A 25,546-nucleotide genomic window follows, 5' to 3' on the forward strand; every position below is an offset into this window, starting at 1 on the left:
GCGGGCGGCAGTGATCGTGTCGAACTGTGTGCATCAGTGTCGGCGGGATCACAGCGTCGTGGGTGTCTCATTTCGCAACAGGCGTGGCACGGCTCGACGCGAGTGCTCGACCACGACTGTTGCGAATTGGGACGTTCCGCATCGGATGTGTTGGCCGACACTCGGTGTCGTCAACCGATCTGGAGGTACTCGAAATGCTCGCCACGATGATGGACCGGCCACTGCTCGTCAGCTCTTTGCTCTGGCGGGCCGAGAACGTGTTTCCCGAGCGTGTGAACGTCAGCTGCGACGGCGACGTCGACGTCGACTTCACCTACCGCGAACTGGGGGTGCAGGCCCGGCGCCTCGGCGGGGCACTGCAGGGTCTGGGGGTGGAGTCCGGCACGCGGGTGGCGTCGCTGGCGTGGAACACGCTGCGGCACCTGGCGGCGTATTACGCAGTTCCCGGGATCGGCGCGATCCTGCACACGGTGAATCACCGGATGTCGCCGGAGCACATCGCGTACACGATGCAGAAGGCGCAGGACGAGGTACTGCTGGTCGACGCCGACCTGCTGCCGTTGGTCGCACCGGTGATGAGTGAGATCCCGCTGCTGCGCCACGTCGTGATACTCGGCGACGGGGCGGTGCGGGACGAGGGTTCGGGCCTCCCCGAGTCGGTGACCGTGTGGTGGTTCGATGAGTTGGTCCGGGACAGCGAGCCGCTCGCCGAGTTCCCGGAGTTCGACGAGACCACCGCTGCCGCGATCTGTTTCACCTCCGGCACCACCGGGCTGCCGAAGGGGGTGGTCTACAGCCACCGCAGCATCGTGCTGCACGCGATGGCGATCATCGCTGCGGGAGGCGTCGCCGTCGATGGCTCGAAGGCGTATCTGCTGGGAACGCAGATGTCGCATGTCCTCAGTTGGGGTGTCCCGTACGCGGGTCCGCTGCAGGGCGCGCGGTTGATCCTGCCGGGGCCGCATCCGTCGCCGGACGAGTACCTGCGGATCGTCACCGAACAGGCACCCGACGTGTTCGTCGGTGCGCCGGCGGTGGTCGCGCTGATGCGCGAGCGTTATGAAGCCGATCCCGAACAGTACGACCTGAGTTCGCTGACCACGCTGTGGCTCGGCGGGCAGGTGCCGCCTGCCGGTCTGGTGAAATGGTGGGCCGAGAGGGGCGCGGTCAGCGTCAACGGCTGGGGGATGACCGAGACGTCGCCGATGGGGACGTTCTCGCACACGGCTGACAGTCAGGGGCGTCCGCTGCCGCTGTTCGAGATCCGCATCGTCGACGACGAGGGGCAGGCGGTGTCCTGGGACGGCGAAGCGTCCGGTGAACTGCAGGTCAGGTCCCCGTGGGTGACGGGCACCTACCTCCACGATGAGCGGTCGGCGGAATCGTTCGACGACGGGTGGCTCAAGTCCGGCGACGTCGCCACCGTCGACCCCGGCGGGCAGGTGCAGATTCGAGATCGTGCCAAGGACCTGATCAAGAGCGGTGGTGAGTGGATCTCGTCGGTCGACCTGGAGAACGCCTTGACACTGCATCCCGCGGTCCTGGATGCGGCGGTCATCGCGGTTCCGCACGAGACGTGGCAGGAGCGTCCGGTCGCGTGGGTCCAGGTGTCGTCGGAGGTGGGCGACGAGGAGTTGCGTGACTATCTGGCCGCCCGGGTGCCCAAGTTCTGGACACCGGACGCGTTCGTGCGCGTCGAGGCGATTCCGCGGACCTCGGTCGGCAAGCTCGACAAAGTGCGCATGCGGCGGGAGTGGCGCGACGCCTGACCGGTGACGGCCGTCGACTGTTGCATTATGGGACACCCCGCACGACTATGATGCAGGTTACATAATTTGTATGACTGTGATTCATGCGAAGGTGGTGTCGATGCCAGGTTCTGGTGATGCTTACCGGCGGCGCGAACGAGAGGGCTCGGCCGCGGATGTGTTCGGTCAGTTCCGTCCGGAGATCGAACAATCGTGGCGCCGGTGCCAGGCCATCGGCGTGGAGGCCGGCGATTCCGACCTCGCGTATCTGCAGGAGACGCCGATCGACACGAAACTGACTCGCGCTGCGGCACCGGTGCTCGACCGTCTGGCGCAGGACCTCAGTGATGCCCCCGTCACGGTGCTGCTGGCCGACCAGGATGCGACCATCGTCGATCGTCGTACTGGGCAGGTTCCGTTGCTCACCTGGCTCGACCGCGCGCAGGTGGCGCCGGGTTTCCGGTTCGCCGAGCAGTTCGCGGGCACCAACGGTATCGGCACCGCACTCGAAGAGCGCACGATCTTCCGAGTTCGCGGTCCTGAGCACATGCTCGAGGCTCTGCAGCCGCTGGCCTGCGCGGGATCACCCATCGTCGATCCGGCGTCGAGAACGGTGGCAGGAGTCCTCGACATCACCTGCAAGATGGAGGACGTCAGCGATCTGATGGGGCCGCTGATCCGTGCGGCGGTCCGTGACATCGAGGCCCGGTTGTTCGAGGAATCGAGCATCACTGAACAGCGGGTGTTGCGGGAGTACATGCGCAGCAAGCGCCGGGGTCATCAAGCTGTTGTCGCGATGACCCCGGATACCGTCATCGCCACGCCTGTCGCCTCCAGGCTGATCGACTCGACTGATCAGATGATGCTCTGGGAATGGGTCAGCGAACGCCTCGTCGGACGTGAGGATTGGGTGGGCGCCGTGCGCCTGTCCGGCGGGGCGCAGGTCGCCGTGCGAGCGCGGCGAGTGAGCGCACCGAGCGAACCGCTGAACGTCGTCGTGGAGTGCCGACCGATCCCGACCGCACCCGCGGTGCCGCTGGTGTCGTCGTCGGCCCGCAAGCCGGCGTCGTCGATCTCGGCGGATCTGCCGCGACTTGCGGGCCGGAGTCCGGCGACGGAACGCTTGCGGCGACAGATCGACGACGTGTCGGCGACCGTCGGACCGGTGCTGATCAGCGGCGACCGCGGAAGCGGCAAGGCGTTCGTGGCCGATCTCATCCAGCACGGCTGGGGTCGCGACGCGGATGTGGTGACCGTGGATGGTCCCGCCTTGACTCAGCAGCGGGTCGAGCGACTCGGCGAGCGTCTCAGTTCGGGAGTCGGCGTGATCATCAAGCACCTCGACGAGGTGCCTGCGGGCCTGGCGAGTGCAGTGCGTAGCCTGCTGGACATTGCGGACCGGGAATCCGCCGCGCTGGTCGCGACCGCGGCCCTGGCGGGTCTGGGTCGCAAGGACGATGGACTGGCCGACTACTTCGGTCGGCGTATTCGGGTCGCGCCGCTGCGTGAACGGACAGAGGATCTCGGAGATCTGGTTCGCGAGCTCCTCACGCGACGTGTGCACGGTCGTGCGGTGCCGCACCTGCAGCCGGCGACGCATCGTGTCCTCGTGGCGCACGACTGGCCGGGGAACATCCGTGAACTCGACGCGCTACTCGGCACGGCGTTGATCAGTTCGATGGGTTTCGACATCAGACTGGAAGATCTGCCGGACGAGTATCGGAGCATCGCCCCCGGACGTACGATGACGCCGCTGGAGCGGGGTGAACGCGAGGCGATCATGCGAGCCCTCGAGGAGAGTGTCGGCAACAAATCGCTGGCCGCCGATCGCCTCGGCATCGCGCGCTCGACCCTGTATCGCAAGATCCGTGCACTCGGTCTGGAGAATCACCGGTACGCGGGCTGAGACGTCGGCGGGAGCATTCGAGACGCACCACTCATCCGCAGTCTGACGACTACCGAAATTCGCGTCCCCCACAGCGGTCGCCGAGGGCGATTTGCCCTCGGCGGGTGCTGTAGGGGACGCGAATCTTGATATGCAGCTGTGCCGGTGGGGCCGCGGTCAGGCGAGACCCTCTTCGGCGAGGCGGACGTAGTCGAACTCGACGGGCATGTCGTTGATGCCGGTCTGCGGGGCGGCGATCCAGCCGGCGAACTCGCCCGGCTCGTACACCGGGACCATGAGCGCGGCGACCTTCTTGCGGGTCTCGTCCGACGGCAGCCACGAGCCGACACCTGCCTCCCACTCCTCGTCGGAGAGGATGCGGCCGTCGGGGCTCACGTGGTGGCCCGAGTAATTGCCCACCTGGCGGTTGAAGCCCTCGTGGGGCAGGCTCAGGCGCTCGTCGAGGCCTGCGTCTTCGAGAGCCTGGTTCCAGCGGCGGACGCCGTTCTCGCAGTCGGCGGTGTACTCGTCGCGCAGGTCCAGGTTCAGTGCGGTGAGGTACGGCACCTGCTTCTCGACGATCTTCCCGTCCTCGATGAGACGGACGGTGTAATCGCTGTCGGTGAGCTCGTGGTCGTCCTTGCGGCGCGTCTCCTGCCAGCGGCCCTTGAGCCCGCCGGTGTAGTAGGCGGCCACGTTGGTGGACTGCTCGGAACCGAACAGGTCCATCGACACCGAGTACTGGAAGTTCAGGTACTGCTGGATCACCTCAATGGGGATGCCGCCGAACTCCCAGATGTCGTGCGTGCCGTGCTCCTTGATCAGCTCGGCGGTGCGCTCCACCACCCGCTGCACGCCGGTGGTGCCGACGAACATGTGGTGGGCCTCTTCCTTGAGCATGAACTCGCAGGTGCGGGCCAGCGGGTCGAACGCCGACTCCTTGAGGGTGCCGAGCTGGTACTTGCCGTCACGGTCGGTGAAGTACGTGAACATGAAGAACTGCAGCCAGTCGGTGGTCTCCTCGTTGAAGGCGCCGAGGATGCGGGGCGCATCCATGTCGCCCGAGTTGCGCTTGAGGAGCTGCTCGGCCTCTTCGCGGCCCTCGCGGCCGAAGTACGCCTGAAGCAGGTACACCATCGCCCACAGGTGACGGCCCTCCTCGACGTTGACCTGGAACAGGTTGCGGAGGTCGTAGAGACTCGGCGCGGTCATGCCGAGGATGCGCTGCTGTTCGACGGAGGCGGGCTCGGTGTCGCCCTGAACGGTGATCAGCCGCATCAGCTCGGCGCGGTACTCGCCGGGGACTTCCTGCCAGGCGGGCTCACCCTTGTGCTTGCCGAAGTTGATGGTGCGGTCTTCCTTGGCTTCGGCGAGGAAGATGCCCCAGCGGTACTCCTCCATGGGGACGAAGTCGAAGTGCGCCCAGCCGTCGCGGCCGACCGCGACAGCGGTGCGCAGGTAGACGTCCTTGGTGGGCAGCTGCGGGCCGAGGTTCTTCCACCAGTCGAGGAACTTCGGCTGCCAACGCTCGAGCGCGCGCTGGAGGCGGCGGTCGCTCGCGAGGTCGACGTTGTTGGGGATGCGCTCGGTGTAGTCGATCGGGCTCAAGGTGCCGGTGGGCGTCGGAGCTTGGCCGATGCGGTCGTTCTGAACGGTCACGCTGGTCTCCTCGTTCGGTGTGTTCGATGACGTGTCGCGAAGGCTGAGTGCGACGCTGAATTTCATTCTACATAAATACTGCGTGACGTCTAGATCAATGTAGAACATTGTTGAAGAAGATCGCGGAGTCGTCGCACTTCCTCTTCGGCGGCTGCGAGAAATCGGCAGTATGGCAGCCATTTGCTACGAATACTTTACGTACGACGATCATAATGTAGAGTGATATTCGCTCGGAGTTCGATCCGTGGTGCACATCACCTCGATTCGGACATCAGCCCCCGACGTTCAGCCCTCCATCGGCATCACCACCCGAATGCACCACTAGGAGCACATATGTCAGCTCAGACCGCTCAGCGCGAACATCCCGGACTGGCGCACATCATCGGCGACCCCGGCGGCGCCGCCCTGTTCACCTTCGGCCTCGCCCTGTCGTGGGTCTTCGTCGCCGAGGTCCTCGACCACGACGCGAAGGGCGCCCTCGTCTTCGGCCTCCTGGTCGGCGGCATCGGACAGACCCTCGGCGGCATCATCGCGATCCTCCGGCGCGACAACTACCTCGGCAACCTGCTGCTGACGTACGGTCTCTGGCTCATCGGCTTCCACGTCCTCTCGGTCAGCGAACTCGGCAGCACTAGCGCCCGCGGCTGGTGGTCGTTCGCCCTGGTGATCCCGTCACTGTTCCTCGTCATCCCGGCCATCAAGATGCGCAACGTCGCCATCATCTCCGCGTTCGTCTTCCTGATCGCCCTCGAAGTGGTGCTCGGTCTGTCACTGGTCACCGAGAACGCGTCGCTGAACCCGCTCGTCGGCTGGCTGGCCTTCCTCTCGGCACTGCCGATCTACTACCTCGCCTACGAGCGTCTGATGCACGCCGTCGAGCCGCAGCCCGCGCCCGAGGAGCGCACCGCCACCGAGCCCGTCGCGGGAGGTGTCTTCGCATGATCGACGGGCGTACCGTCGTCGACGTTCACGTGCACGCGCCGCGGCTCTCCACGCTGCGGCCGGCATGGCTGGACTGGGCCGACGAGTTCTCGCGCGACCACGATTGGCGCAGCGCCTACCGCGAGAACGGCGACCCGGAACCCGCCGCGTTCGACGCGCTGTTCGCCGAACAGGGCGTCGACCACGTGATGCTCTTCAGCGAGTACAGCCCGCGCGCCACCGGTATCCAACGGTTCGACGACCTCCTTCCGCTGGTGGAGCACAATCCGCAGCGCTTCCATCCGGTCGCGAACATCAACCCGCACCTGCACTTTCCGCTGGTCGGGGAGCTGCAGCGACAAGTGGACCTGGGTGCGGTGGCACTGAAACTGCATCCGGTCCACGCGGGCTTCGACCCCGGCGACCGCGAACTGTTCCCCGTCTACGCCAAATGCGTGGAACTGGGGCTGCCGGTGATCTACCACTCCGGCACGTCGAGTTTTCCGGGCTCGCGCAACAAGTACGGCAACCCCGAGCTGTACCTGGACGCGATCGACTGCTTCCCGGAACTGAACGTGATCTTCGCGCACGGCGGACGCGGCTGGTGGTACGAGGCCGCCGCGTTCCTGGTCCAGGCCAAGCCGAACGTCTGGATCGACCTCGCAGGCCTGCCGCCCAAGAAACTGCCCGACTACTACGGCGCTCGGACGCTGAGTCGGATCGCACCGAAGATGCTGTTCGGCACCGACTGGCCCGGGGTGCCCGGCGCGTCCACCAACGTCCGCGCGCTCGCGGCCCTCGGGCTCGACGAAGTCACCCTGCGCACTGTCGTCGCAGGCAACGCCGCACGCCTCTTCCCGCGTGCAGGCATCGAACTCACCACTACCGGAAGAGAGACCCCTGATGACTGAGTCGTCCGGAGCGATCGGCGTCGTCGGCGGCGGAACCATGGGCATCGGCATCGCCTACGTCTTCGCCGCAGCCGGGTCCGCTGTCACGATCGTCGAGCCCGACGAGCCGCGTCGAGCGAGCTTGCGCCAGCAGATCGTCGACCGCGCGGAGAAGTCCGTCGCGCGCGGCAAGCTCACCTCAGACCTCGCCGCGCACGTGGCCGACACGCTGCAGGTGGTCGCCGACATCGACGACCTCGCCACCGGACTCGACCTGGTGGTGGAAGCGGTGCCGGAGATCGTCGAACTGAAGCACGCGGTCCTGACGAAGATCGAGGCACGGGCGCCGAAGCTGATCGGCTCCAACACCAGTGCACTCGCGATCGGTCTGCTCGCCGAAGCGCTGGAGCGGCCCGACCGCTTCATCGGCATGCACTTCTTCAACCCGGTCTGGGCCATGCCGCTGCTGGAACTGATCGCCGGCGACGCCACGTCGACCGAGACCGTGACGGCCGCCCAGACGCTGGGCGCGCAGATCGAGAAGGAGACGATCCTGGTGCGCGACGTGCCGGGCTTCGCCACCAGCCGCCTCGGCGTCGCGCTCGGTCTGGAAGCGATCCGGATGGTGGAGGACGGTGTGGCCTCCGCCGAGGACATCGACCGCGCCATGGTCCTCGGCTACCGTCACCCGATGGGCCCGCTGCGGTTGACTGACCTGGTCGGCGTGGACGTCCGCTTCCACATCGCGACGCAGCTCAGCGAGAGCCTCGGACCGCGCTTCGCGCCGCCGCAGCTGATGCGGGAGATGGTGGAGCGCGGCGATCTCGGCCAGAAGTCCGGCCGCGGCTTCTTCGACTGGAGCGAGAAGTGAGCGACTTCGAGACCCTGCTCTTCGACGATTCGCGTGACCACGTGGAGGTGACGCTGAACCGGTCCGACACCAAGAACGCGATCGACGCGCAGATGATCGACGAGCTGCACCGCGTGTGCGCGATCCTGGAGCGGACGCCGCAGATCATGATCCTCACCGGCGGCGCCGACGGCGTGTTCGCGGGCGGCGCCGACATCGCGCAGCTGCGCGACCGCAACCGCGACGACGGACTGGCAGGCATCAACGTCACCCTGTTCGAGCGGATCCGCGCCCTGCCGCTGCCGACCGTCGCCGCGATCGACGGCTATGCGCTCGGCGGCGGAGCGGAACTCTCGTACGCCTGCGACGTCCGTCTCGCCACACCGCGCACCGTCTTCGGCCAGCCCGAGCCCGGCCTCGGCATCATCGCGGGCGCCGGCGCCACCTTCCGCTTGGTCCGGCTCCTCGGCGAATCGGTCGCCAAGCAGGTGCTGCTGGCGGGGGAGTGGCTCGACGCCGATCAGGCGCTGCGCTTCGGTCTGGTGCAGTCGGTCGTCGACCCCACCGAACTGGTCGCGGCCGCCCGCGGCGTCGCCGAGAAGATGGGCCGCAGTTCGCAACTCGCGCTGCGGATGACCAAGCTGGCGGTCGACGCGGGCGAGGGCGCACACCCGCAGATCGAGCTCGCGATTCAGGCGATGCTCTTCGAGGACGACGAGAAGATCGCGCGGATGACCGACTTCCTGGACCGGCGAGCCGCCCGGAGCGCACGATGACCTGCTACTCACTCGACGGAGTGGCCCCAACGATCCATCCGACGGCGTACGTGCATCCCGACGCGGTCCTGATCGGCGACGTCACCATCGGTGAGGACGCCAGCGTGTGGCCGAATGCGGTGCTGCGGGCCGATTTCGGTTCCATCACTGTCGGCAAGCGAACCTCCATCCAAGACGGGACCGTGCTGCACACCACCGAGGAGTGGCCGACGGTGATCGGCGACGACTGCGTGGTGGGCCACAACACCCACCTGGAGGGCTGCACCGTGGAGGACCGCTGCCTCATCGGCTCCGGCTCGGTGACGCTGAACCGCGCCGTGGTCCGCACCGGCGGCGTAGTGGGCGCACAGGCGCTGATCACCGAAGACTTCGAGGTTCCGCCCGGCGGCGTGGCGCTCGGCGTGCCCGCCAAGATCGTCCGCATCACCGAGGGCGGCACGCCGTGGATCGACTACGGCGTCGGCGAGTACCAATCCGCACGACGCCGCTATCCCGGCGGGCTCCGCGAAGTCCCGCTCGAGCACTGCCGCTCCGACATCACCCCTCCCGATCCCGAAACGAAGTGACTCCCATGACCGACATCCTCAGCAGCTACCTCGGCGGCCAGTGGGTGGCGCCGACCGACGAGGGCACCGTCCTCGTCGACGCCGCCACCGGTGAGCCGATCACCCGCATCTCGGCGCAGCCGCTCGACTACGCGCCCGTGCTCGACTATGCCCGCACCGTCGGCGGCCCCGCGCTCCGTGAGCTGACCTTCACCGGGCGCGCCGCGATCCTCAAACAGCTCGGCAAGTACCTGTCCGAGCGGATCCCCGCTTTCACCGAGGTCTCCCTGCGGACCGGTGCCACCCGTCGCGACGCGATGGTCGACGTCGACGGCGGCATCAACGCACTGTTCGTCTACGGCAGCAAGGGCGGCCGGCAACTCCCGGACTCGAATGTGCTGCCCGACGGCGACTTCGAGGCACTCGGCAAGGGCGGCACCTTCGGCGTCGCGCACATCCTGACGCCGCGGACCGGGGCGGCCGTGCAGATCAACGCCTTCAACTTTCCGGTGTGGGGGATGCTCGAGAAGTTCGCGCCCGCGTTCCTCGCCGGCGTGCCGAGCGTGGTGAAACCCGCCAGTGCCACCGCCTATCTCACTGAGACGGTGGTGCGCGCGATGGTCGAGTCGGGTCTGCTGCCCGACGGTGCGCTGCAGTTGGTGTGTGCGCGCCCCGACGGACTCGTCGAGCAGTTGACCGCGCAGGACTCCCTCGCCGTGACCGGCTCGTACCAGACGGCCGCCACGCTCCGGACCCATCCTGCGGTGGTGGCGTCGGGCGCGCGCTTCACCGCTGAGGCGGACTCGTTGAACTCCTCGGTGCTCGGGCCGGACGTGAGCGTGGACGATCCCGAGTTCGAGGTGTACGTCAAGGGACTCGTCACCGAGATGACGCAGAAGGCGGGGCAGAAGTGCACCGCGATCCGTCGTGCGTTCGTGCCTGCGGCGATGGTCGACGCGGTGGCCGACGCCGCCGTCGCACGGCTCCAGAAGGTGACGGTGGGCCCGCCCGCCGACGAGACCAGTCGGATGGGCGCGCTCGCCAACCAGCGGCAGCGTGCGGATGTCCGCGAGGCCGTCGCCCGGCTGCAGAAGGCTGCCGACACCGTGTTCGGCGATCCCGAATCGGTGCCCGCCAACTTCGCCGCAGGCGCCGACTTCGCCGCGGGCGCCTTCCTCTCGCCGATCCTGTTGCGCGCCACCGATCCGAACCGCGAAGAACTCCATGAGATCGAGGCGTTCGGCCCGGTCGCGACGTTGATCCCGTATCAGTCGGCCGAGCAGTTGGCGGCCCTGATCGCTCGCGGGAACGGTTCGCTCGCGGCCAGTCTGGTGACGCACGACGACGCGTTCGCCGCCCAAGTGGTGCTGGCCGCGGCGCCGTGGCACGGGCGGATCCTGGTGGTGAACCGCGACAGCGCGGGCGAGTCGACCGGGCACGGCGCCGCCGTCGCGCAAGCAGTCCACGGCGGCCCCGGCCGCGCAGGCGGCGGTGAGGAACTGGGCGGGCTGCGTGCCGTCGAGCACTATCTGCAGCGCACGGCGGTCCAGGGCGGACCGGACGTGATCGCGGCGGTCGTCGGAGGTGCTCAGTGACCGCAGCGGGGACGTCGGCGCTGGTGATCGGCGGTGGCGGCGGCATCGGCGCGGCCGTGGCGCGCAGGCTCGCTGCCGAGCACGCGGTGGTCGTGGGGTATCGCGATCGACGGGACCGCGCCGAAGCGGTGGCCGCCTCGATCGGCGACGGCGCGGTGGTCTGCGGCGCCGACGTCCGGCACGAGAGCGGCGTCGCCGAAGCGCTCGACGCCGCCGAGCGGCTCGGGCCGGTGCACACCGTCGTCCACTGCGCCGGAGCGTGGGACTACACCCGTGTCACCGAACTCACCGAGGCGTCGCTCGACGACGACTTCGCAACCAACCTGCGGTCGGCGCTGCTGACGCTCGCGGCCGCCGGCCGTCGGGTGGTCGACGGCGGCCGAATCGTGCTGGTGTCGTCGGCGGCGGCATACCTGGCGCCCGGCAGACAGGTCAGCTATTCGGCGATGAAGGCCGGGCTCGAAGCCGGAAGTCGTGCCGCTGCCAAGGAACTCGGCAAGCGCGGGATCACCGTCAACGTGGTGCGCCCGGGCGCCACCGACACCGAGCGGCTCCGCAACAGCACCGCCGAGAAGGCCATCGAGGCGATGGCCTCGATGCCCGCGCTGCGCCGACTCGGCACTCCCGCCGACGTCGCCGACGTCGTCGCCTTCCTCGCGTCGGAGCAGGCGCGCTGGGTGACCGGAACGGTCGTCGACGCGACCGGCGGACTCTGGTAGGCGACGACGCTATCCCCACGCTGATCGAGTGCCACCTGCGAGCGTAGCGAGCAAGTGGTGTATCGAGATCCTCGCGACAAACGCTGGCACCCAACCGATTCCGCGCCGCGAGGGTAGGGGAGCGGACGCTCAGTCAGAGTCGGTCACGGGGCGCGCGGGCACCACTCGATTAGGCCGGGAGCGGGACGCTCGTCAGCCGCGCGAGCGCGGGGACGTCGAAGATCGATCTGACGTACGCCGAGCGCACCGCCTGTTTCGTGGCGTCGCCGCTGACCGGCGGCAGGATGGTCGCGACACCCGTGACATCGGTGAATGCGAGCAGATAGGCCGCCTGAATCAGCCGGGTCCGAGCGGTCGGTTCGGCGGTCGCCTCCCAGATCGGCGCCTCGTGGCCGACGCGGCTGTACTGGAACGCGGTGGACTCCGGGCCCCAGGTGCAGACCAGATCGTGCGGTCGGCGCGTCACGGTCACCGCGTGCAGGAACTGTTCGGGCCCGTCGATGGGCGCCGCCTCGGCCAGAATCGACCGGAGCCAGAGGTCGGTGCGCTGAGCCAAGGCGTCGACGTCGACGTGCTGCGGCGCAGGACCGGTAGCGATGGTCCACCGATCGGCGAACTCCCGCGGGAGCCCGTAGAGCTCCGGTGCGGAGACCACCAGATGCCTGCTCACGATGTCGATGACACCGCGAGCATCGTGCCGTGGGACCACACCGCGCAGTGCCAACCCGACCAGTATCAGGCAGATCCGAACCGACCACGGCGGTCGCCGACCGGGGTAGGCGTAGACGAGACAGATCATCGCCTCGAAGTATTCGCCGCACTCATGCAGTTGCCGCGGCAGCGCTTCGGTTCGGCGCAGCGGGGTGCCTGCGGCGGAACGGTCGACGGCCTCGACCATCGCGGCCGACAGTCGGTACAGCGGATCGTCGACGTCGACCGGCGTGCGCGAATCGACGTCCGCCTCGTCGATCGGCACGGTGATCACGCGGTTGCCGCGGCGGACCCGGATCGCTCGGCGACCGCCGATGAGGGAAACCAGGAAAATGCGGTCGCCGACACGTCCGAATTGTGGGGGCTGGGCCCACTCGGAGGCCACAGTGCGATCGGCTTCCGAGCCGTCTGCATGCGCATCGTCGTCGCGCGACCAGCGGGTGCTCCCCGGCACGGCGCTGCCTTCGCGGTGGTCGGGCACGGGACTGGCGACGATCCGCGCGCACAACCGACCGAAGTCCGCGGAGCGCACCAGCGCGGCGAGAATCCCGGGAACGACGACGTCGTCGGTCAGACCGGCCATCGGCGGGAGGTCGTCGATCGGGCAGTCGGCGGGCGCAGGCGAGGGGATGTCGAACCGTCGAAGGAGCGTCGTGAGAATGTCGACCGCATTTCGCGAGCGACCGCCCACCGCTGCGAAGCGGTCGTCGAAGTCGCTGTCGGTGAGCGGCGACAACACGGTGAGACCGGGCACCGGACGCCGGGTGAGCGCGCGGTAGGCCCGCCGTGCCCGTCCGGCGTCGCCACCGGCCGCTCGGCAGGAGTGCTCCTGCGTGCTCGGTGTCGTGACAGTCCAATCGGTCTCGATTACGACGTCGTGTCGCGGCGCCGAGCATTCCTCGCAGGAGAGGGTGACGGTGCACGACGCGGGGAGGTGCGCACCGGCGGTCACCGGCACCGCAGTCGTCGTGCTGCTGCAGTGGTGAGCGTCTGCCATATCGACCGATCCTCTCCTGGCGAACATTCCGGGTGTATGCGATGCCGTGAACGATACGACGAGGGTCTGACAAGTCGGATTCGCCGCACGCTGGACGCGGGCGGTGCGCGCGGATTGAGACAATGACGGAATGGTGAAAACGGTGTCGGAGTCCGAAGGCAGCGTCCCGTCGTATCTGACGCTGGCCGCGGGCTCGGACGTGGTCGGAACGATCGAGGTCAAACGCTCCAAGTTCATGGCCGTCCTCCGCCGGGTCGACGACGAGGAGTCGGCGCGGGCCCTGGTCGCGGAACTGCGGCGCGCGCACCGCGACGCCCGGCACCACTGTTCGGCCTTCGTCCTCGGAACGCGCGGGGAGACCACCCGGACCAACGACGACGGTGAGCCCTCCGGAACCGGCGGCGCACCGATGCTCGACGTACTGCAGGGCGCCGAGCTCAGCGACGTCGCCGCCGTGGTGGTGCGCTGGTTCGGCGGCACCCTGCTCGGTGCCGGCGGTCTGGCCCGCGCCTACGGTGACGCGGTCACCGCGGCGCTCGAATCGGCGACCCTGGTCCGACGCGAACAGCGGGTGTTGTCACGGGTCGACCTGCCGCACGCCGACGCCGGCCGCGTCGAAGCCGACCTGCGTGGCCGGGGGATCGAGGTGCTCGGCACCGAGTACGGTGCGCAGGCGACGCTGCTGATGGCGACCAACGCCCTGGCGGATGCGGAGATCGCGGTCGCATCGGCGACGGCGGGTGCGGGCGTCGTCGTCGACGCCGGAGTGCGGTGGGTGGACCTCACTCGATCATGATGTCGCCGTCGAACCGGAACGGCGTCGCGGCCGGCGCGCATCCGTGGAACGACGACGTCGGCGCGGGCCCCATCACGCCGACGCGATCGGTATCGCCCTTGCGCACCGAGATCTTGACGGCGAAGGCGTCGGCCAAGCCCGCGGGAACGAGGTTGGGCGCGGTCTTGGAGATCGGATAGACCAGCGCTGCCGAGTCGCCCCGGGTGTCGATGCACGTGACAGGGCCCGTCACCTGGAACGGGACCTTCGACATGCCGTTCATCAGCGTGGCCGTGTACGTGCCGGTGGTGGTGCCGGAGCGGCTGGTGACGCCGTGCGCGTCGATGTTGAGCAGGTGGACGCCGGGCGCGATCTCGAGGTCGCCCGCGATGGTCAGCGCGGCCGGCGTCGCGGCATGAGCGGGAACGGCGGCGCCGCCGAGGACTGCGGCACCGAGGATGGCGGCGGCCGGGAAGAGACGAAGTGCGCGAGTATTCATGGAAGATCCTCCAGATGCGCGAGTGGTCACGAACCTCGTGACAGTGAGGACGGCCGTCCTCACCTGTTGACGCTACGCCCGTTCGAGCGTTCGGAGAATAGTGGAGCGTGACACATTTCGCCTGGTCATCGCGTTATTCTCAATTCGGTCGAGGAGGCGGGTTGGATTGGGTGTTTGTGGCGGGCGATCTCGATACACCACTTGCTCGCTGCGCTCGCAGGTGGCACTCGATCAGCGTGTGGGGTGCGCTGCGCTTGGGCGTGGGTCGAGGATGCGGTGCGGGGATGGGGTGCCTGTGTCGCGGGGATCTCGATACACCACTTGCTCGCTACGCTCGCAGGTGGCACTCGATCAGCGTGGGGAGGGGTGCGGTGCTCGCAGGTGGCACTCGATCAGGGGGTCGGCGGCGCTATTTGCCGATGCGATCCAGCGCGGCGGACAGGCGGTCGACGGTGCCGTCGACGTCGGTCAGTTTGTCGAGACCGAAGAGGCCGATGCGGAGCGAGGAGTAGTCGTCGCCCTCGCCACACTGCAGCGGGACGCCTGCTGCGATCTGCAGTCCCGCCTCCTTGAACGCGGCACCCGTCTGACGGGCTGGGTCGTCGGTGAAGGCGACGACGACCGTTGCGGCGTCGAAGCCCTCGGCGGCGACCGACGGCATGTCGTGCGCGGCGAGCAGCTTGCGCACCCGAGCGCCCAGGTCCAGCTGGCGTTGACGCAGTTCCTCGGGGCCGAGGTCGATGGTCTCGCGCATGAGTTCGGCGTTGTGAGCGAGGGAGTCGGTCGGCATGGTCGCGTGGTAGGGAGCTTTGCCCTCCACGTACGAGTCGCTGATCGAGAGCCACTTGCGCAGGTCGAGCGCGAAGCTGGTGGTGGTGGACTCCAGGACGGCGGTGCGACCGCGCTCGCGGAACATCACGTAGCCGGCGCACGGCGTACCGCTCCATCCCTTCTGCGGGGCGGTCAGCAGGACGTCGATGTCGACGGCGGCCATGTCGACCCACAGGGCGCCGGACGCCACACAGTCGAGAACGAAGACGCCGCCGACCTCGTGAACCGCGTCGGCGAGAGTCTTCAGGTAGTCGTCGGGCAGCACGATGCCGGACGCGGTCTCGACGTGCGGGGCGAAGACGACTTCCGGCCGCTGCTCGCGGACGGCGGCCACCACCTCGTCGATCGGCGCAGGCGACCACGCGGCCTGGTGGGCGTCACTGGCGGGGCGGGCCAGGCAGACGGTCACCTGATCGGTGATGCCGCCGGTCTCCAGGATCTGCGACCACCGGTACGAGAACAGACCGTTGCGGACGACCAGCGCACGACGTCCGGTCGCCAACTGGCGGGCCACCGATTCCATGCCGTACGTTCCGCCGCCCGGCACGATCGCGACGCTGGTCGCGTTGTAGGTGTCACGCAGAATTCCGAGGAGTTCCTGCATGACCCCGACGAATCGCTGGGACATGTGATTCAGCGAGCGATCGGTGAAGACCACCGAGTATTCGAGCAGGCCGTCGGGGTCGATGTCGTCATGAGGAAGAGCCACGTGAACACCTTGTCATAAGTGCCGCGATGCCGCGGGAGAAGGTCGCAGAAATCGAGCGGACGGGCCACGAGCGGCGAGCGGGATCGCCGGGCCAGCAGTGCCTGAAAAGCGTTACGTAATCGCAGCGGAATTCAGACGGAGGAGATAACAATGCGGCTTCCCCGGCAGGGATGGAAATCACAGTATTGATACGGTGTTTTGGTTCGATCGATGTCGGTCAACAGCTTTCACCAGTGTGTGGAGGGTGGTGAGCGCAGGTCGGCGTACCGCTCCGGGGGCGCTGAATCATCAGTGGATTCCGGGCACGCAACGCTCGAGAATGCGCACCGACCGGCGTCGAATAATCGATGACGAGGGGTAATTTTCAGTGACTACAGAGAGTGATTCGGGAGCCGGCGATCCAGCTGCTCTCGATTTGACTGCGACGGGCGGAGCAGCGCCCGATCAGGGGCCGCCGCGCACCGACTGGTGGATTTACGGCATCGTCGCCGCCGCGTGTATCGCGTTCGTCATCTGGGGTTTCGTGTCCACGGATTCGTTGGCGACCACCGCGCAGAACATGCTCGACTGGCTGCTGACGAACGTCGGCTGGGTGTTCGTGATCGTGTCCACCACGCTGGTGGTGTTCGCGTTGTGGCTCGCTTTCAGCAAGTACGGGAAGATCCCGCTCGGCGCCGACGGCGAGCGACCGGAGTTCCGGACCGTCTCGTGGATCGCGATGATGTTCAGCGCGGGCATGGGCATCGGCTTGATCTTCTACGGCATGGCCGAGCCGCTCATGCACTTCATGGACCCGCCGCCCGGAACCACGTCGGCGGAGACCGATCAGGCCATCCGGACCGCGATGGCGACGTCGATGTTCCACTGGGGACTGCACCCGTGGTCGATCTACGCGGTTCTCGGTCTGGCGCTCGGCTACAGCGTGTTCCGGCGCGGACGTCCGCAGCTGATCAGCTCCGCCTTCGTGCCGCTGTTCGGGCACAAGGGCGCCAACAGCCCGGCGGGCAAGGTGATCGACGGCCTGGCGCTGTTCGCCACCCTCTTCGGATCGGCCGCGTCGCTGGGACTGGGCGCGCTCCAAATCCGCACCGGCATGCAGGAGGCCGGGTGGATCAAGAGCCTCGGCACCACCGTCCTCGTGGTCATCATCGTGGTCCTGACCTGCTGCTTCATCCTGTCCGCGGTCTCCGGCGTCGCCAAGGGAATCCAGTGGCTCTCGAACATCAACATGGTGCTGGCGCTGCTGCTGGCCGTGTTCCTGTTCGTCGTCGGACCGACGGTCTTCATTCTCGACCTGCTGCCCACCACCATCGGCAGCTACCTGCAGGACTTCCCGCGCATGATCTCGCTGTCCGGCGCGACCGGCGGCGACGCCATGCAGGACTACCTGTCGAGCTGGACCATCTTCTACTGGGCCTGGTGGATCTCGTGGACCCCGTTCGTCGGCATGTTCCTGGCGCGGATCAGCCGGGGCCGCACCATCCGCCAGTTCGTCGCGGGCGTGATCATGGTGCCGAGCCTGGTGAGCCTGTTCTGGTTCGCCACCTTCGGCGGCACGGCGATCGCCGATCAACAGAACGGCAACAACCCGTACGGCGACGGCAGCGCCGAAGGCATCACCTTCAACGTGTTGAAGGATCTGCCATGGACCGGCATCACGTCGGTGCTGGTGATGATCCTGGTCGCGATCTTCTTCGTCTCCGGTGCGGACGCGGCGTCGATCGTGATGGGCACGCTGTCGCAGCGCGGCAACATCGAACCCAGCCGCTGGATCGTGATCTTCTGGGGTGCCGCGACCGGCGCCGTCGCAGCGGTGATGCTGGTGATCGGAGGCGACGACGCCCTGTCGGGCATCCAGAACCTCACGTTCATCTCGGCGCTGCCACTGGCGATCGCACTACTGCTGTTGTGCATCTCGCTGATGAGAGATCTCCAGACCGACCCGATGATCCTTCGCGAGGCGAAGGGCGGGGAGATGCTCGAGACGGCCGTGGTCGTCGGCGCCGCTCGCGACGACTGGCACGACTTCCAGCTCGAGATCACCGAGCGCCTGCCGGAGGAGGACGACGACGTCGCCGTGGACGGCGTCAGTGCCAACGGCACGGGGCCCGCGAAGTCTGCGGACGCCGAGGACGAACCGCTCGAGGAGTCCGGCAGCACCAACCCCGCCTGACGGGCTGACCGACGACGCCTCTCGCCGCCGACACGAGTCGGCGGGGGAGGCGTCGTTCGTGTCATCCTCGAAGACATGAGGAAGCGGATCGTCGACGCCATCGCGATCGTCGTGGTGACCGTCATCGCGATCGCGGTGTCGTTGTGGCTCACGCCGATGCAGTCCGTGCAGGCCGTCGGCCAGACCGTGCGCGTGGGCGCGGCGCCGCCGTCGACGTCGTGGAGCGGTCCCGGCCAAGTGGAGCTGTTCGGGCGCCAACTCGACACCACCATCGACTTCCCCGGACCCATCCGCCCGCGGCTGGAGCTGACGAACCTGGAGCTGTCCGGCGAACTCGCCGACCTCGTCGGACCGGCCGGTGATGACGCCGCACGGAAGCAGGCGCAGGACGAACTCCAGAATGCGCTGGTCGACGGGTGGAAGCGTTACCTGATCATCCAGGTGCTCATCGTGGCGGCGGTGTCCCTGCTGCTGATGGGTGCGGTCGTCGGGTGGCAGCGACGATCGGCCGCGTCGTCGATCATCGTGGTGGTGATCGGTGTGGTCGTGGCGGCTGCGGCCAACGTCGGCGCCGTGGTGGTCACTGCGTCGAACGCTGCGGAGCAGTTGCGGGCGATCAGCTCGATCGAATCGCTGGTGGGCGCGGCGACCGTGCCCGGCGCGTTGCCCGCGAACCCGCCGCCGGCAGCGGCCGGACACGTGGTGGTGATCGGCGACTCGACGGCCGCAGGCATCGGCAATCCGCCGCTGCGCGATCCGACGAGCCAGGACACGGCCTGCGAGCGGACGAGTGGAGCGTTCGCGGTCGCGCTCGGTCGGGCCTCGAACTGGAAGGTCACCAACATGGCCTGCAGCAGCGCGACCATCCGGGCCGGTCTGCTGGGGGAGCAGGAGCGCGGCGGCCAGACGCTGCCGCCGCAGCTGCCCGCCGCACTCGACGCCGGTCCAGCCGCGATCATCATCAGCATCGGGGCCAACGACGTCGGGTGGTCGCACATGATCGGGCTGTGCGCCGCCCTGCCCGACTGCGGCGGAAAAGCGTCCGACGCCTACTTCAACCAGCAGTTGGAGACGTTCGCACGCGACTACCTAGTGCTGCTCACCCGCCTGCGCGCGCTGCCGAACCCGCCGACAGTCATCATCAACACGTATTACGATCCGCTGCCGGGCGGCAGCGACTGCGTCGCCGACCTCGGCATCACCGACGACAAGATCGCGATCCTGCACGGCTGGCTCGACGCGATGAACAAGGTCCTGGAGCAGGGTGCCGACGCGGCGTCGTTCCCGACCGCCAAGCCCTCGTTCGACGGCCACGGGCTCTGCTCGCCGGACCCGTTCGTCCAGTCGATCAAGGGCAACGCCCCGCTGCATCCGACGACGGCGGGCGGCCTCGCGATCGCGCTCGCCGATCAAGCCGCGCTGATCAAGGCGGGCGTGAAGTAGCGGGATGCTGCCGACCGCTGCGGGAGCACGGCGCACTTGCCGCTGCCCGGCACCGATATCATCACCGGAGTTCCCTCACATCTGAAAACGCATCGAGGTCGGGAGGTCGGCGTGCGCATTCTGTACCTTCACGGCGTCGGGCTCGGCGACCCGGCGACCGGATGGTTGAAAGGTCTGAACCGGGGGCTGGCGTCGATCGACGCCGAGCCGGTCTCCGTCGACGAGGTGATCGCGCCGCAGTACCGGGATCTGCTCAAGGCCACGGGCATCGAGTCGACCCATCCGCCGGTGACCTACGACGCGGCGGTCGACGACCGGGACGCCCGCCGTGCCTTCGAACGACGGCAAGGGCAGGTGGAACTGCTGGTCCGCGACTTCCAGGAGGTGCGGGCGTTCGGCCTTGGCCGGGTCCCGGACTCGGTGGTGACCGGACTGCAGGAGTCGCTCCTGGACTCGGCGCCGCTCGACGTCTTGAAACAGGTGAAGAACTATCTCACCGATGCCGGGCTGCGGGGCGCGGTATTGCAGCGGATCCTCGACGACCTCGTCGACGTCGAGGAGGTGGTGTTGATCGGCCACAGCCTCGGTAGCGTGATCGCGATCGATCTCCTCGACCATCTGCCCGCGACCGTGCACGTGCGACGCCTCATCACGATCGGGAGCCCGGCCGGAACGCCCGCCCTGTACCAGAACAGTCAGCGGATCCTCGCGCGGTTTCCGTACTCGCGGGTGGACGACTGGTCGAACTTCCTCGACCCGCTCGACGGGGTGACGGCGGGGCGCGGCCTGGCGACGATCTTCCCCGGCGCTCAGGACTTCTCGGTGCGCGGCGCCAGCACCCACCGCTCGTACGACTACCTGTCGCAACCCGCCATCGCGACACTCGTCGACCGGGCAGTGCACCCGGGCGCCGACGCCACGCGAGGCACCGGCCTCGCGCGCCGACTCACCGACGACGAGCTGACTGTCCTGGTCACGCTCCGTTTCGCCGACGCCGTCGGATCGCACATCCCGAAACGGCAGACGCGTGAGCGCTACCAGGATGCGCTCAGCGTGGTCCGCGACCTGTACGTCTCGGACCTGACCGACCAAGCCGACGCCCAACACCTGCCTCCGGAACTGGCCACCCTGGCCGACGGAAAGCTCCCGCGCCTGCCCCGGATCTGGGACCTGTCGGAGGTGATCAGCCGAGTGGTGGTGCTGGCCTATTCGAATCTCGTCGCACCGTACGAGATCGACACCGGCGACGCGGCGATCGATGCCATCTCGTCGATCACCCAGCATCTGGGCTATCCAGCGGAGACCGCAGCGCAGGTGTGTGCGGCCGTCGAATCGGTGAACGAGCATCTGGATCGGCGCGCCAGATGGCTGGGCACGCGGTCGCGCTGGGCGCTGGCCGCGGCCGGAGTCACGCTGCTGGCAGCCGGGCCGGTCGGCTTGGCGGTGGCGGGCGGCGTCGGCGTCGCCGGAGCTGCGGTGATCTCGGGCGGCCTGGCCACGGCGAGCACCGCGAGCGTCGCGGCCGCGGGCGGTCTGGCGATGCTCAGCGGCATCGCAGGCACGGCGGGCATGGTGGCGGCGGCCGCTGCCACCGCTCGCCCCGGACCCAAGGCGGTGGTGCTGGACCCGACGAGCATCGCCATCCAGGTCGCCGTGGCACATGCGCTGCAGAACGTCGGGGAGGAGTTCGACGACGGGCTCTGGGAGCGCGTGGTCATCGCCGAGAGCGAACTGTCGGCGCAGATCAACCGCCTCGAGCCGTTCAGCGATCCGAAAGCGCCGTCGTTGGAGCAGTTGCGCGCGGCCCGAGATCTGATCTCGTCACTGCTCAGCTACCTGAAGAAGCACCGACTCGCGCCCGAGCAGGCCTTGGTCTCGGTGAGCGATCCGGACCGTCGCCATCCCACCGTCAGCCCGTCGTTCGCGCTGGCCAAGCCGATCTCGAAGATCCTCGGCAAGTGATCGACGCGTAAGGCGCTGCGTGCACCGGTGTCGGTGCGCCACAATGACGGAGTGCCACGCATCGAGATCGTCAGGGGCGATATCACCAGGGTCCGCGCGGATGCGATCGTGAACGCCGCGAACCGGCGGATGCGCGGTGGCGGCGGCGTGGACGGGGCGATCCACTCGGCGGGCGGCCCGTCGATCCTCGAGGACTGCATCCGTCGGTTCCCCAACGGGCTCGACGTCGGCGACGCAGGCTTCACCACGGCCGGTGCGCTGCCGGCCCAGCACGTGATCCACACCGTCGGCCCCAACTTCACCGCGGGCCAACGCAATCGCGCGTTGCTCGAATCGTGCTATCGCCGGAGCCTGGCTGTCGCGGACGAGCTGCGCGTACGGACCGTCGCGTTCCCGCTGATCAGCGCCGGGGTGTACGGGTGGCCCAAGGCCGATGCGGTCGCCGCGGCGATCGACACGATCAGCAGCGCTATCACCCGAGTGGACCAGGTGCAGTTGGTGGCGTTCGACGACGACCTCGCCGCGATGATGAACGACCATCTGCGTCTGGCGACGCCGCTGCGCATTCTGCAGGGCATCCGGGAAGTGCATCGACGCGGGTACAGCGCCGTCCGGTTCGTGCCCTACCTGTATGCGATCGGCACCTGGCGCATCGAGATCTCGACGTCCGACAACGTCGAGGACCAGGGCGCAGCACCGAGCGTCGGTACGGGTCCGGCCCTGCGCTACTCGAGCGCGTCGGGATGCGAGTTCGCCGGCGCGATCGTCACCGGCGCGACGCCCGTCGGCGCTGTCGCCGATCTGATCCTCGCCGAGTTGCCGCGTGCCGTCCGCGCCCCGTCGACCGGGTACCTCCGCTGGCTCGACGACCTCATCGACGCCTGCCTGGACCGACGTGCGCTGCCGATCGCGTTCGACGACGAGGACGGGCCCGACGGCTCGTGGATGCTCACCGGCGGCGGCACGATCCCGATTCCGCCCGCTGCGTAGCTCGGCGTGTCCGTAGAGCGGACGGCCGCTCGTTCCAGCAGCGGGGAGCACGACGGTCTCGATGAACCGCGTGCTCGCTACGCTCGCAGGCGGCACTCGACCACCGTGAGGGGTTCGTGGTACTCGACCAACGTGAGGGGATCGAGATTCGCGTCCCCGTGAGGGGTCGCCGCGGGTGTCAGGCGCCATGATGGCCTCGGAATGTCAGAGCCTCGTGCAAGGGTGTCCGCATCGGCAGCGGGATCGGCTGCCGAGGGAGGAGACCCAGTGATGACTGTGACGACTCGACCCGGGACTGCGCCGTGGACCGATGGCGCGGTCGACAATCTGATCGACGGCGAAGGGCCGTGGGTCACCGATCGCGAACTGCGGCAGGTCGCGCAGAAGGTGCTCGCGCTGGACGCGATGTGCGACTGCTTTCACGACCACCTGTCGCAATCGATCGAGAAGTTCACTCCGGTCACTCGACGCTATTCGCGCCCGGTTGCGCTCCGCGCCATCCGCGAGGCGTCGACCACGTGGCACGGGTGCGGAGAACAACTCGGCGGGACCTGAGACTGTCGCATCAGGTCCCGCCGAGTGTGACTGAAGTCAGCGCCGGGAGGGAACGGTCTCGCCCTTGCCGTCCAGGTGGACGGGCGATTCGGTGTGCCCTGCCGAGCGAGGCGCGTCGATCATCTCGGCCGCGGCAGTCGCTGCGGAGGTGGCAGCGGCGGGATCGAGGGTGTCCGCCGCAGGTTCCGGTGCGTCGTCGTGCGGATCCTCCTTCGCGATGGTCGTCCGCAGGTTGATCTCCTTGAGGAGCACGACGCAGATGAAGGTCACGACAGCGGTGCCCGCCGAGATCATGAACACCGGACCGAACGCATCGGAGTAAGCGTGGTGCACGATCTCCTGAATCGGACCGGGCAACGCGGAGATGTCCAGTTTGGTGTCGCCGCCGCCGGACATCTGACCCGGGTTGATGCCCACCGACCGGAGACCGTCGGTCACGTTGTTCGCGACGAGCGTGGTGAGCACGGCGCCGAGCACCGAGACGCCGATGGCGCCGCCGAGCGAACGGAAGAAGGCGATGGCAGCCGACGCGGCGCCGACCTCGGTGACGTCGACGGTGTTCTGGACGACGAGCACGATGTTCTGCATCAGCGTGCCGATACCGACGCCGGCGATGGCCATGAAGATCGCGACCTGGAGGTACGAGGTCTGGTGGTCGATGAAACCGAGTCCGCCGAGTCCGACGAGCATCGTCGCGCCGCCGAGCACCATCACCCTCTTGATGCGACCGGTACGGCTGACGATCTGACCGCAGATGGTGGCGCTGAGCATCTGCGCGACGATCATCGGAATGGTCATGACACCGGCCTTGGTCGGCGAGAAGCCGTCACCGAGCTGGAAGTACTGGGTCAGGAAGACTCCCGGGCCGAACATCGCGACACCGACGGCGATGCTGCCGAGGATCATCAGGATCGTGGCGCGGTTGTGCAAGACGCGCAGCGGCAGCATGGGCTCGGGGACGCGCAGTTCCACGACCACGGTGAGACCCGCGGCGATCAGGAATGCGATACCGAAGGCGAGGGACTCGAGGGAGATCCAGTCGTAGGAGGTGCCCGCGAAGGTGACCCACAGCATCGGGAGAGCGGCGGCGATCGCCAGCAGCACCGAGCCCAGGTAGTCGATCTTCACGTGCCGGCGCGGGGTGTGCTCCAGGTGCAGCTTGGTCTGGATCAGAACCAGGGCGATGACTGCGAGCGGAACACAGACGAAGAACGTCCAGCGCCACCCGAAGTGATCGGTGATGAGTCCACCGAGCAGCGGTCCGGAGACGGTTGCCACGGCCATGACCGCACCCATGTAGCCGGAGTACCGGCCGCGATCGCGCGGACTGATGATGGAGCCCATCACCGACTGCGCGGTGGCGATCAATCCGCCCATCGCGATGCCCTGAATGGCGCGGGCGGGCATCAGGAGCCACACCTCGTGGGCGCATCCCGCGAGCACCGAGCCTGCGACGAACAGCACGATCGCGAGCTGCGTCAGGAACTTCTTGTTGAACAGATCGGACAGCTTGCCCCAGATCGGAGTGCTGATGGTCATGGTCAGGAGGCTCGCGGTGATGACCCACGTGTACTGACGTTGCGTACCGTTCAGCGCGGCCATGATGGTCGGCAGGGCGGTGGCCACGATGGTCGTCGAGATCATCGCGGTGAACAGGGCGGCCAACAGGCCGGTCATCACGCCGAGGATCTCGCTGTGCGAGTACACCTTCGGTTCGGCGGATGCCTTCGTTGTCGGAGCGGTCACGAAAGACCTTTCAAGAGTGTCAAGCGGGTGGGGACTAGGCGGTCGGCGCAGTGGCCTGCTGCTCGGGCAGCGGTTCGAACGCGGCCAGGAGCGGCGCCCGCAACCGAGAGAGGACCGCTTCGGCCTGTGCCGCGTCCTCGTCCGACCAATCGGCCAGTCGGGTCGCGAAGTGTGCCATGAACTGCGACTCGCGGGTGCGGAGGTAGTCGATTCCCGCAGGACTCAGTGACAGGAGCGAGGCGCGGGCGTCGGCCGGGTCGCTGCGGCGGACGACGTATCCCTCGGACTCGAGGGCGCCGACGGCGCGTGAGGCGACCGGCAGCGAGACGGTGAGCGTCTCCGCCAGCTCGGTCAGACGGGCGTCCGCACACTTGAGATGCTTGAGAATCCCGATCTTGGTGCCTGTCAGCCCGCTCGTGAGACGACGCTTCCGAGCGATCTCGAAGACACGAGCGATCTCAATGGCCTCGGCCATGATGCGCCGAGCCTGTTCGTCGTCGACCACACTCTCTCCTTAGTTGCTACCGGTAAGCAACTATAGATTCAGTTGCTTACCGGTAGCAACCT

The 25,546-nt window shown here is 67.8% G+C and carries 21 protein-coding genes; 15 read left to right on the top strand and 6 right to left on the bottom strand.

The features are described 5' to 3' along the window. The first annotated feature begins 194 nt into the window (after positions 1-194). Together GH2_RS02015 and GH2_RS02020 are read left to right on the top strand one after the other, a co-directional pair. Positions 195-1,769: a long-chain fatty acid--CoA ligase gene (locus GH2_RS02015; protein ID WP_066162385.1), complete on the top strand. Its 1,575-nt coding sequence runs from the start codon at positions 195-197 to the stop codon at positions 1,767-1,769. A gap of 100 nt (positions 1,770-1,869) precedes the next feature. Next, positions 1,870-3,654, top strand: coding sequence for a sigma-54-dependent Fis family transcriptional regulator (locus GH2_RS02020; RefSeq protein ID WP_169802410.1), 1,785 nt, complete (start codon positions 1,870-1,872; stop codon positions 3,652-3,654). A gap of 156 nt (positions 3,655-3,810) precedes the next feature. Here the strand turns inward: GH2_RS02020 and boxB are convergent, their stop codons facing one another. Further along, positions 3,811-5,292 (bottom strand): benzoyl-CoA 2,3-epoxidase subunit BoxB, encoded by a 1,482-nt coding sequence (boxB, locus tag GH2_RS02025; RefSeq protein ID WP_218016444.1) that lies wholly within the window; start codon positions 5,290-5,292, stop codon positions 3,811-3,813. 333 nt (positions 5,293-5,625) lie between these two features. Between boxB and GH2_RS02030 the strand changes: the two genes are divergently transcribed. Genes GH2_RS02030 through GH2_RS02060 form a run of 7 tightly spaced genes read left to right on the top strand, consistent with a single transcriptional unit; the run spans position 5,626 to position 11,588 of the window. Then, positions 5,626-6,234, top strand: coding sequence for an acetate uptake transporter family protein (locus GH2_RS02030; RefSeq protein WP_066162390.1), 609 nt, complete (start codon positions 5,626-5,628; stop codon positions 6,232-6,234). Continuing rightward, positions 6,231-7,124, top strand: a complete 894-nt coding sequence (locus tag GH2_RS02035) for an amidohydrolase family protein (protein ID WP_066162393.1) — start codon at positions 6,231-6,233, stop codon at positions 7,122-7,124. The genes GH2_RS02030 and GH2_RS02035 overlap by 4 nt, the downstream gene beginning before the upstream one ends. Beyond that, positions 7,117-7,974: a 3-hydroxyacyl-CoA dehydrogenase family protein gene (locus tag GH2_RS02040; RefSeq protein WP_066162396.1), complete on the top strand. Its 858-nt coding sequence runs from the start codon at positions 7,117-7,119 to the stop codon at positions 7,972-7,974. Before GH2_RS02035 ends, GH2_RS02040 begins: the two co-directional genes overlap by 8 nt. After that, positions 7,971-8,729 carry an enoyl-CoA hydratase/isomerase family protein gene (locus GH2_RS02045; RefSeq protein WP_174545316.1) on the top strand — a complete coding sequence of 253 codons (759 nt, stop codon included), beginning with the start codon at positions 7,971-7,973 and terminating at the stop codon, positions 8,727-8,729. Before GH2_RS02040 ends, GH2_RS02045 begins: the two co-directional genes overlap by 4 nt. After that, positions 8,726-9,295 (top strand): gamma carbonic anhydrase family protein, encoded by a 570-nt coding sequence (locus GH2_RS02050; RefSeq protein WP_066162402.1) that lies wholly within the window; start codon positions 8,726-8,728, stop codon positions 9,293-9,295. The genes GH2_RS02045 and GH2_RS02050 overlap by 4 nt, the downstream gene beginning before the upstream one ends. Before the next feature lie 5 nt (positions 9,296-9,300). Further along, a complete protein-coding gene (gene paaZ, locus GH2_RS02055; RefSeq protein ID WP_066162406.1) occupies positions 9,301-10,869 on the top strand; it encodes a phenylacetic acid degradation bifunctional protein PaaZ in 1,569 nt (522 codons plus the stop codon). Then, positions 10,866-11,588, top strand: coding sequence for an SDR family oxidoreductase (locus GH2_RS02060; RefSeq protein ID WP_066162409.1), 723 nt, complete (start codon positions 10,866-10,868; stop codon positions 11,586-11,588). The genes paaZ and GH2_RS02060 overlap by 4 nt, the downstream gene beginning before the upstream one ends. Positions 11,589-11,757: 169 nt before the next feature. Here the strand turns inward: GH2_RS02060 and GH2_RS02065 are convergent, their stop codons facing one another. After that, positions 11,758-13,296, bottom strand: coding sequence for a hypothetical protein (locus GH2_RS02065; RefSeq protein WP_066162412.1), 1,539 nt, complete (start codon positions 13,294-13,296; stop codon positions 11,758-11,760). A gap of 130 nt (positions 13,297-13,426) precedes the next feature. On the opposite strand from GH2_RS02065, the gene GH2_RS02070 reads away from it, so the two are divergent. Next, positions 13,427-14,092, top strand: coding sequence for an IMPACT family protein (locus GH2_RS02070; protein ID WP_066162415.1), 666 nt, complete (start codon positions 13,427-13,429; stop codon positions 14,090-14,092). Here the strand turns inward: GH2_RS02070 and GH2_RS02075 are convergent. Both GH2_RS02075 and GH2_RS02080 read right to left on the bottom strand, forming a co-directional pair. Next, on the bottom strand, positions 14,079-14,570 hold the full coding sequence (locus tag GH2_RS02075; protein ID WP_066162418.1) for a hypothetical protein: 492 nt from the start codon (positions 14,568-14,570) through the stop codon (positions 14,079-14,081). The genes GH2_RS02070 and GH2_RS02075 overlap by 14 nt on opposite strands. Positions 14,571-14,979: 409 nt before the next feature. Beyond that, the gene (locus GH2_RS02080) at positions 14,980-16,110 is read right to left on the bottom strand and encodes a pyridoxal-phosphate-dependent aminotransferase family protein (RefSeq protein WP_066162421.1); all 1,131 of its coding nucleotides are present in this window, start codon (positions 16,108-16,110) and stop codon (positions 14,980-14,982) included. Positions 16,111-16,525: 415 nt separating this feature from the next. Between GH2_RS02080 and GH2_RS02085 the strand changes: the two genes are divergently transcribed. The 5 genes from GH2_RS02085 to GH2_RS02105 all read left to right on the top strand — a co-directional run bounded on the left by GH2_RS02085 (position 16,526) and on the right by GH2_RS02105 (position 23,233). Then, on the top strand, positions 16,526-18,283 hold the full coding sequence (locus GH2_RS02085) for a BCCT family transporter (RefSeq protein ID WP_157085984.1): 1,758 nt from the start codon (positions 16,526-16,528) through the stop codon (positions 18,281-18,283). 75 nt (positions 18,284-18,358) lie between these two features. Next, the gene (locus tag GH2_RS02090; RefSeq protein WP_066162424.1) at positions 18,359-19,726 is read left to right on the top strand and encodes a GDSL-type esterase/lipase family protein; all 1,368 of its coding nucleotides are present in this window, start codon (positions 18,359-18,361) and stop codon (positions 19,724-19,726) included. Between the two features lie 111 nt (positions 19,727-19,837). Beyond that, positions 19,838-21,688: an alpha/beta hydrolase family protein gene (locus tag GH2_RS02095; protein WP_066162427.1), complete on the top strand. Its 1,851-nt coding sequence runs from the start codon at positions 19,838-19,840 to the stop codon at positions 21,686-21,688. Between the two features lie 51 nt (positions 21,689-21,739). Further along, positions 21,740-22,678, top strand: coding sequence for an O-acetyl-ADP-ribose deacetylase (locus GH2_RS22170; protein WP_084247271.1), 939 nt, complete (start codon positions 21,740-21,742; stop codon positions 22,676-22,678). 270 nt (positions 22,679-22,948) lie between these two features. After that, entirely contained in the window at positions 22,949-23,233 is a 285-nt protein-coding gene (locus GH2_RS02105) for a hypothetical protein (protein WP_066162429.1), read from the top strand. Between the two features lie 36 nt (positions 23,234-23,269). Here GH2_RS02105 and GH2_RS02110 read toward each other — a convergent pair whose 3' ends face one another. After that, positions 23,270-24,979, bottom strand: coding sequence for an MDR family MFS transporter (locus tag GH2_RS02110; protein WP_084247244.1), 1,710 nt, complete (start codon positions 24,977-24,979; stop codon positions 23,270-23,272). Between the two features lie 34 nt (positions 24,980-25,013). Further along, a complete protein-coding gene (locus tag GH2_RS02115) occupies positions 25,014-25,484 on the bottom strand; it encodes a MarR family winged helix-turn-helix transcriptional regulator (RefSeq protein WP_066162431.1) in 471 nt (156 codons plus the stop codon). Positions 25,485-25,546 lie beyond the last annotated feature (62 nt).

This window comes from Gordonia hydrophobica NBRC 16057, assembly GCF_001592365.1.
Classification (GTDB): Bacteria; Actinomycetota; Actinomycetes; order Mycobacteriales; family Mycobacteriaceae; genus Gordonia; species Gordonia hydrophobica.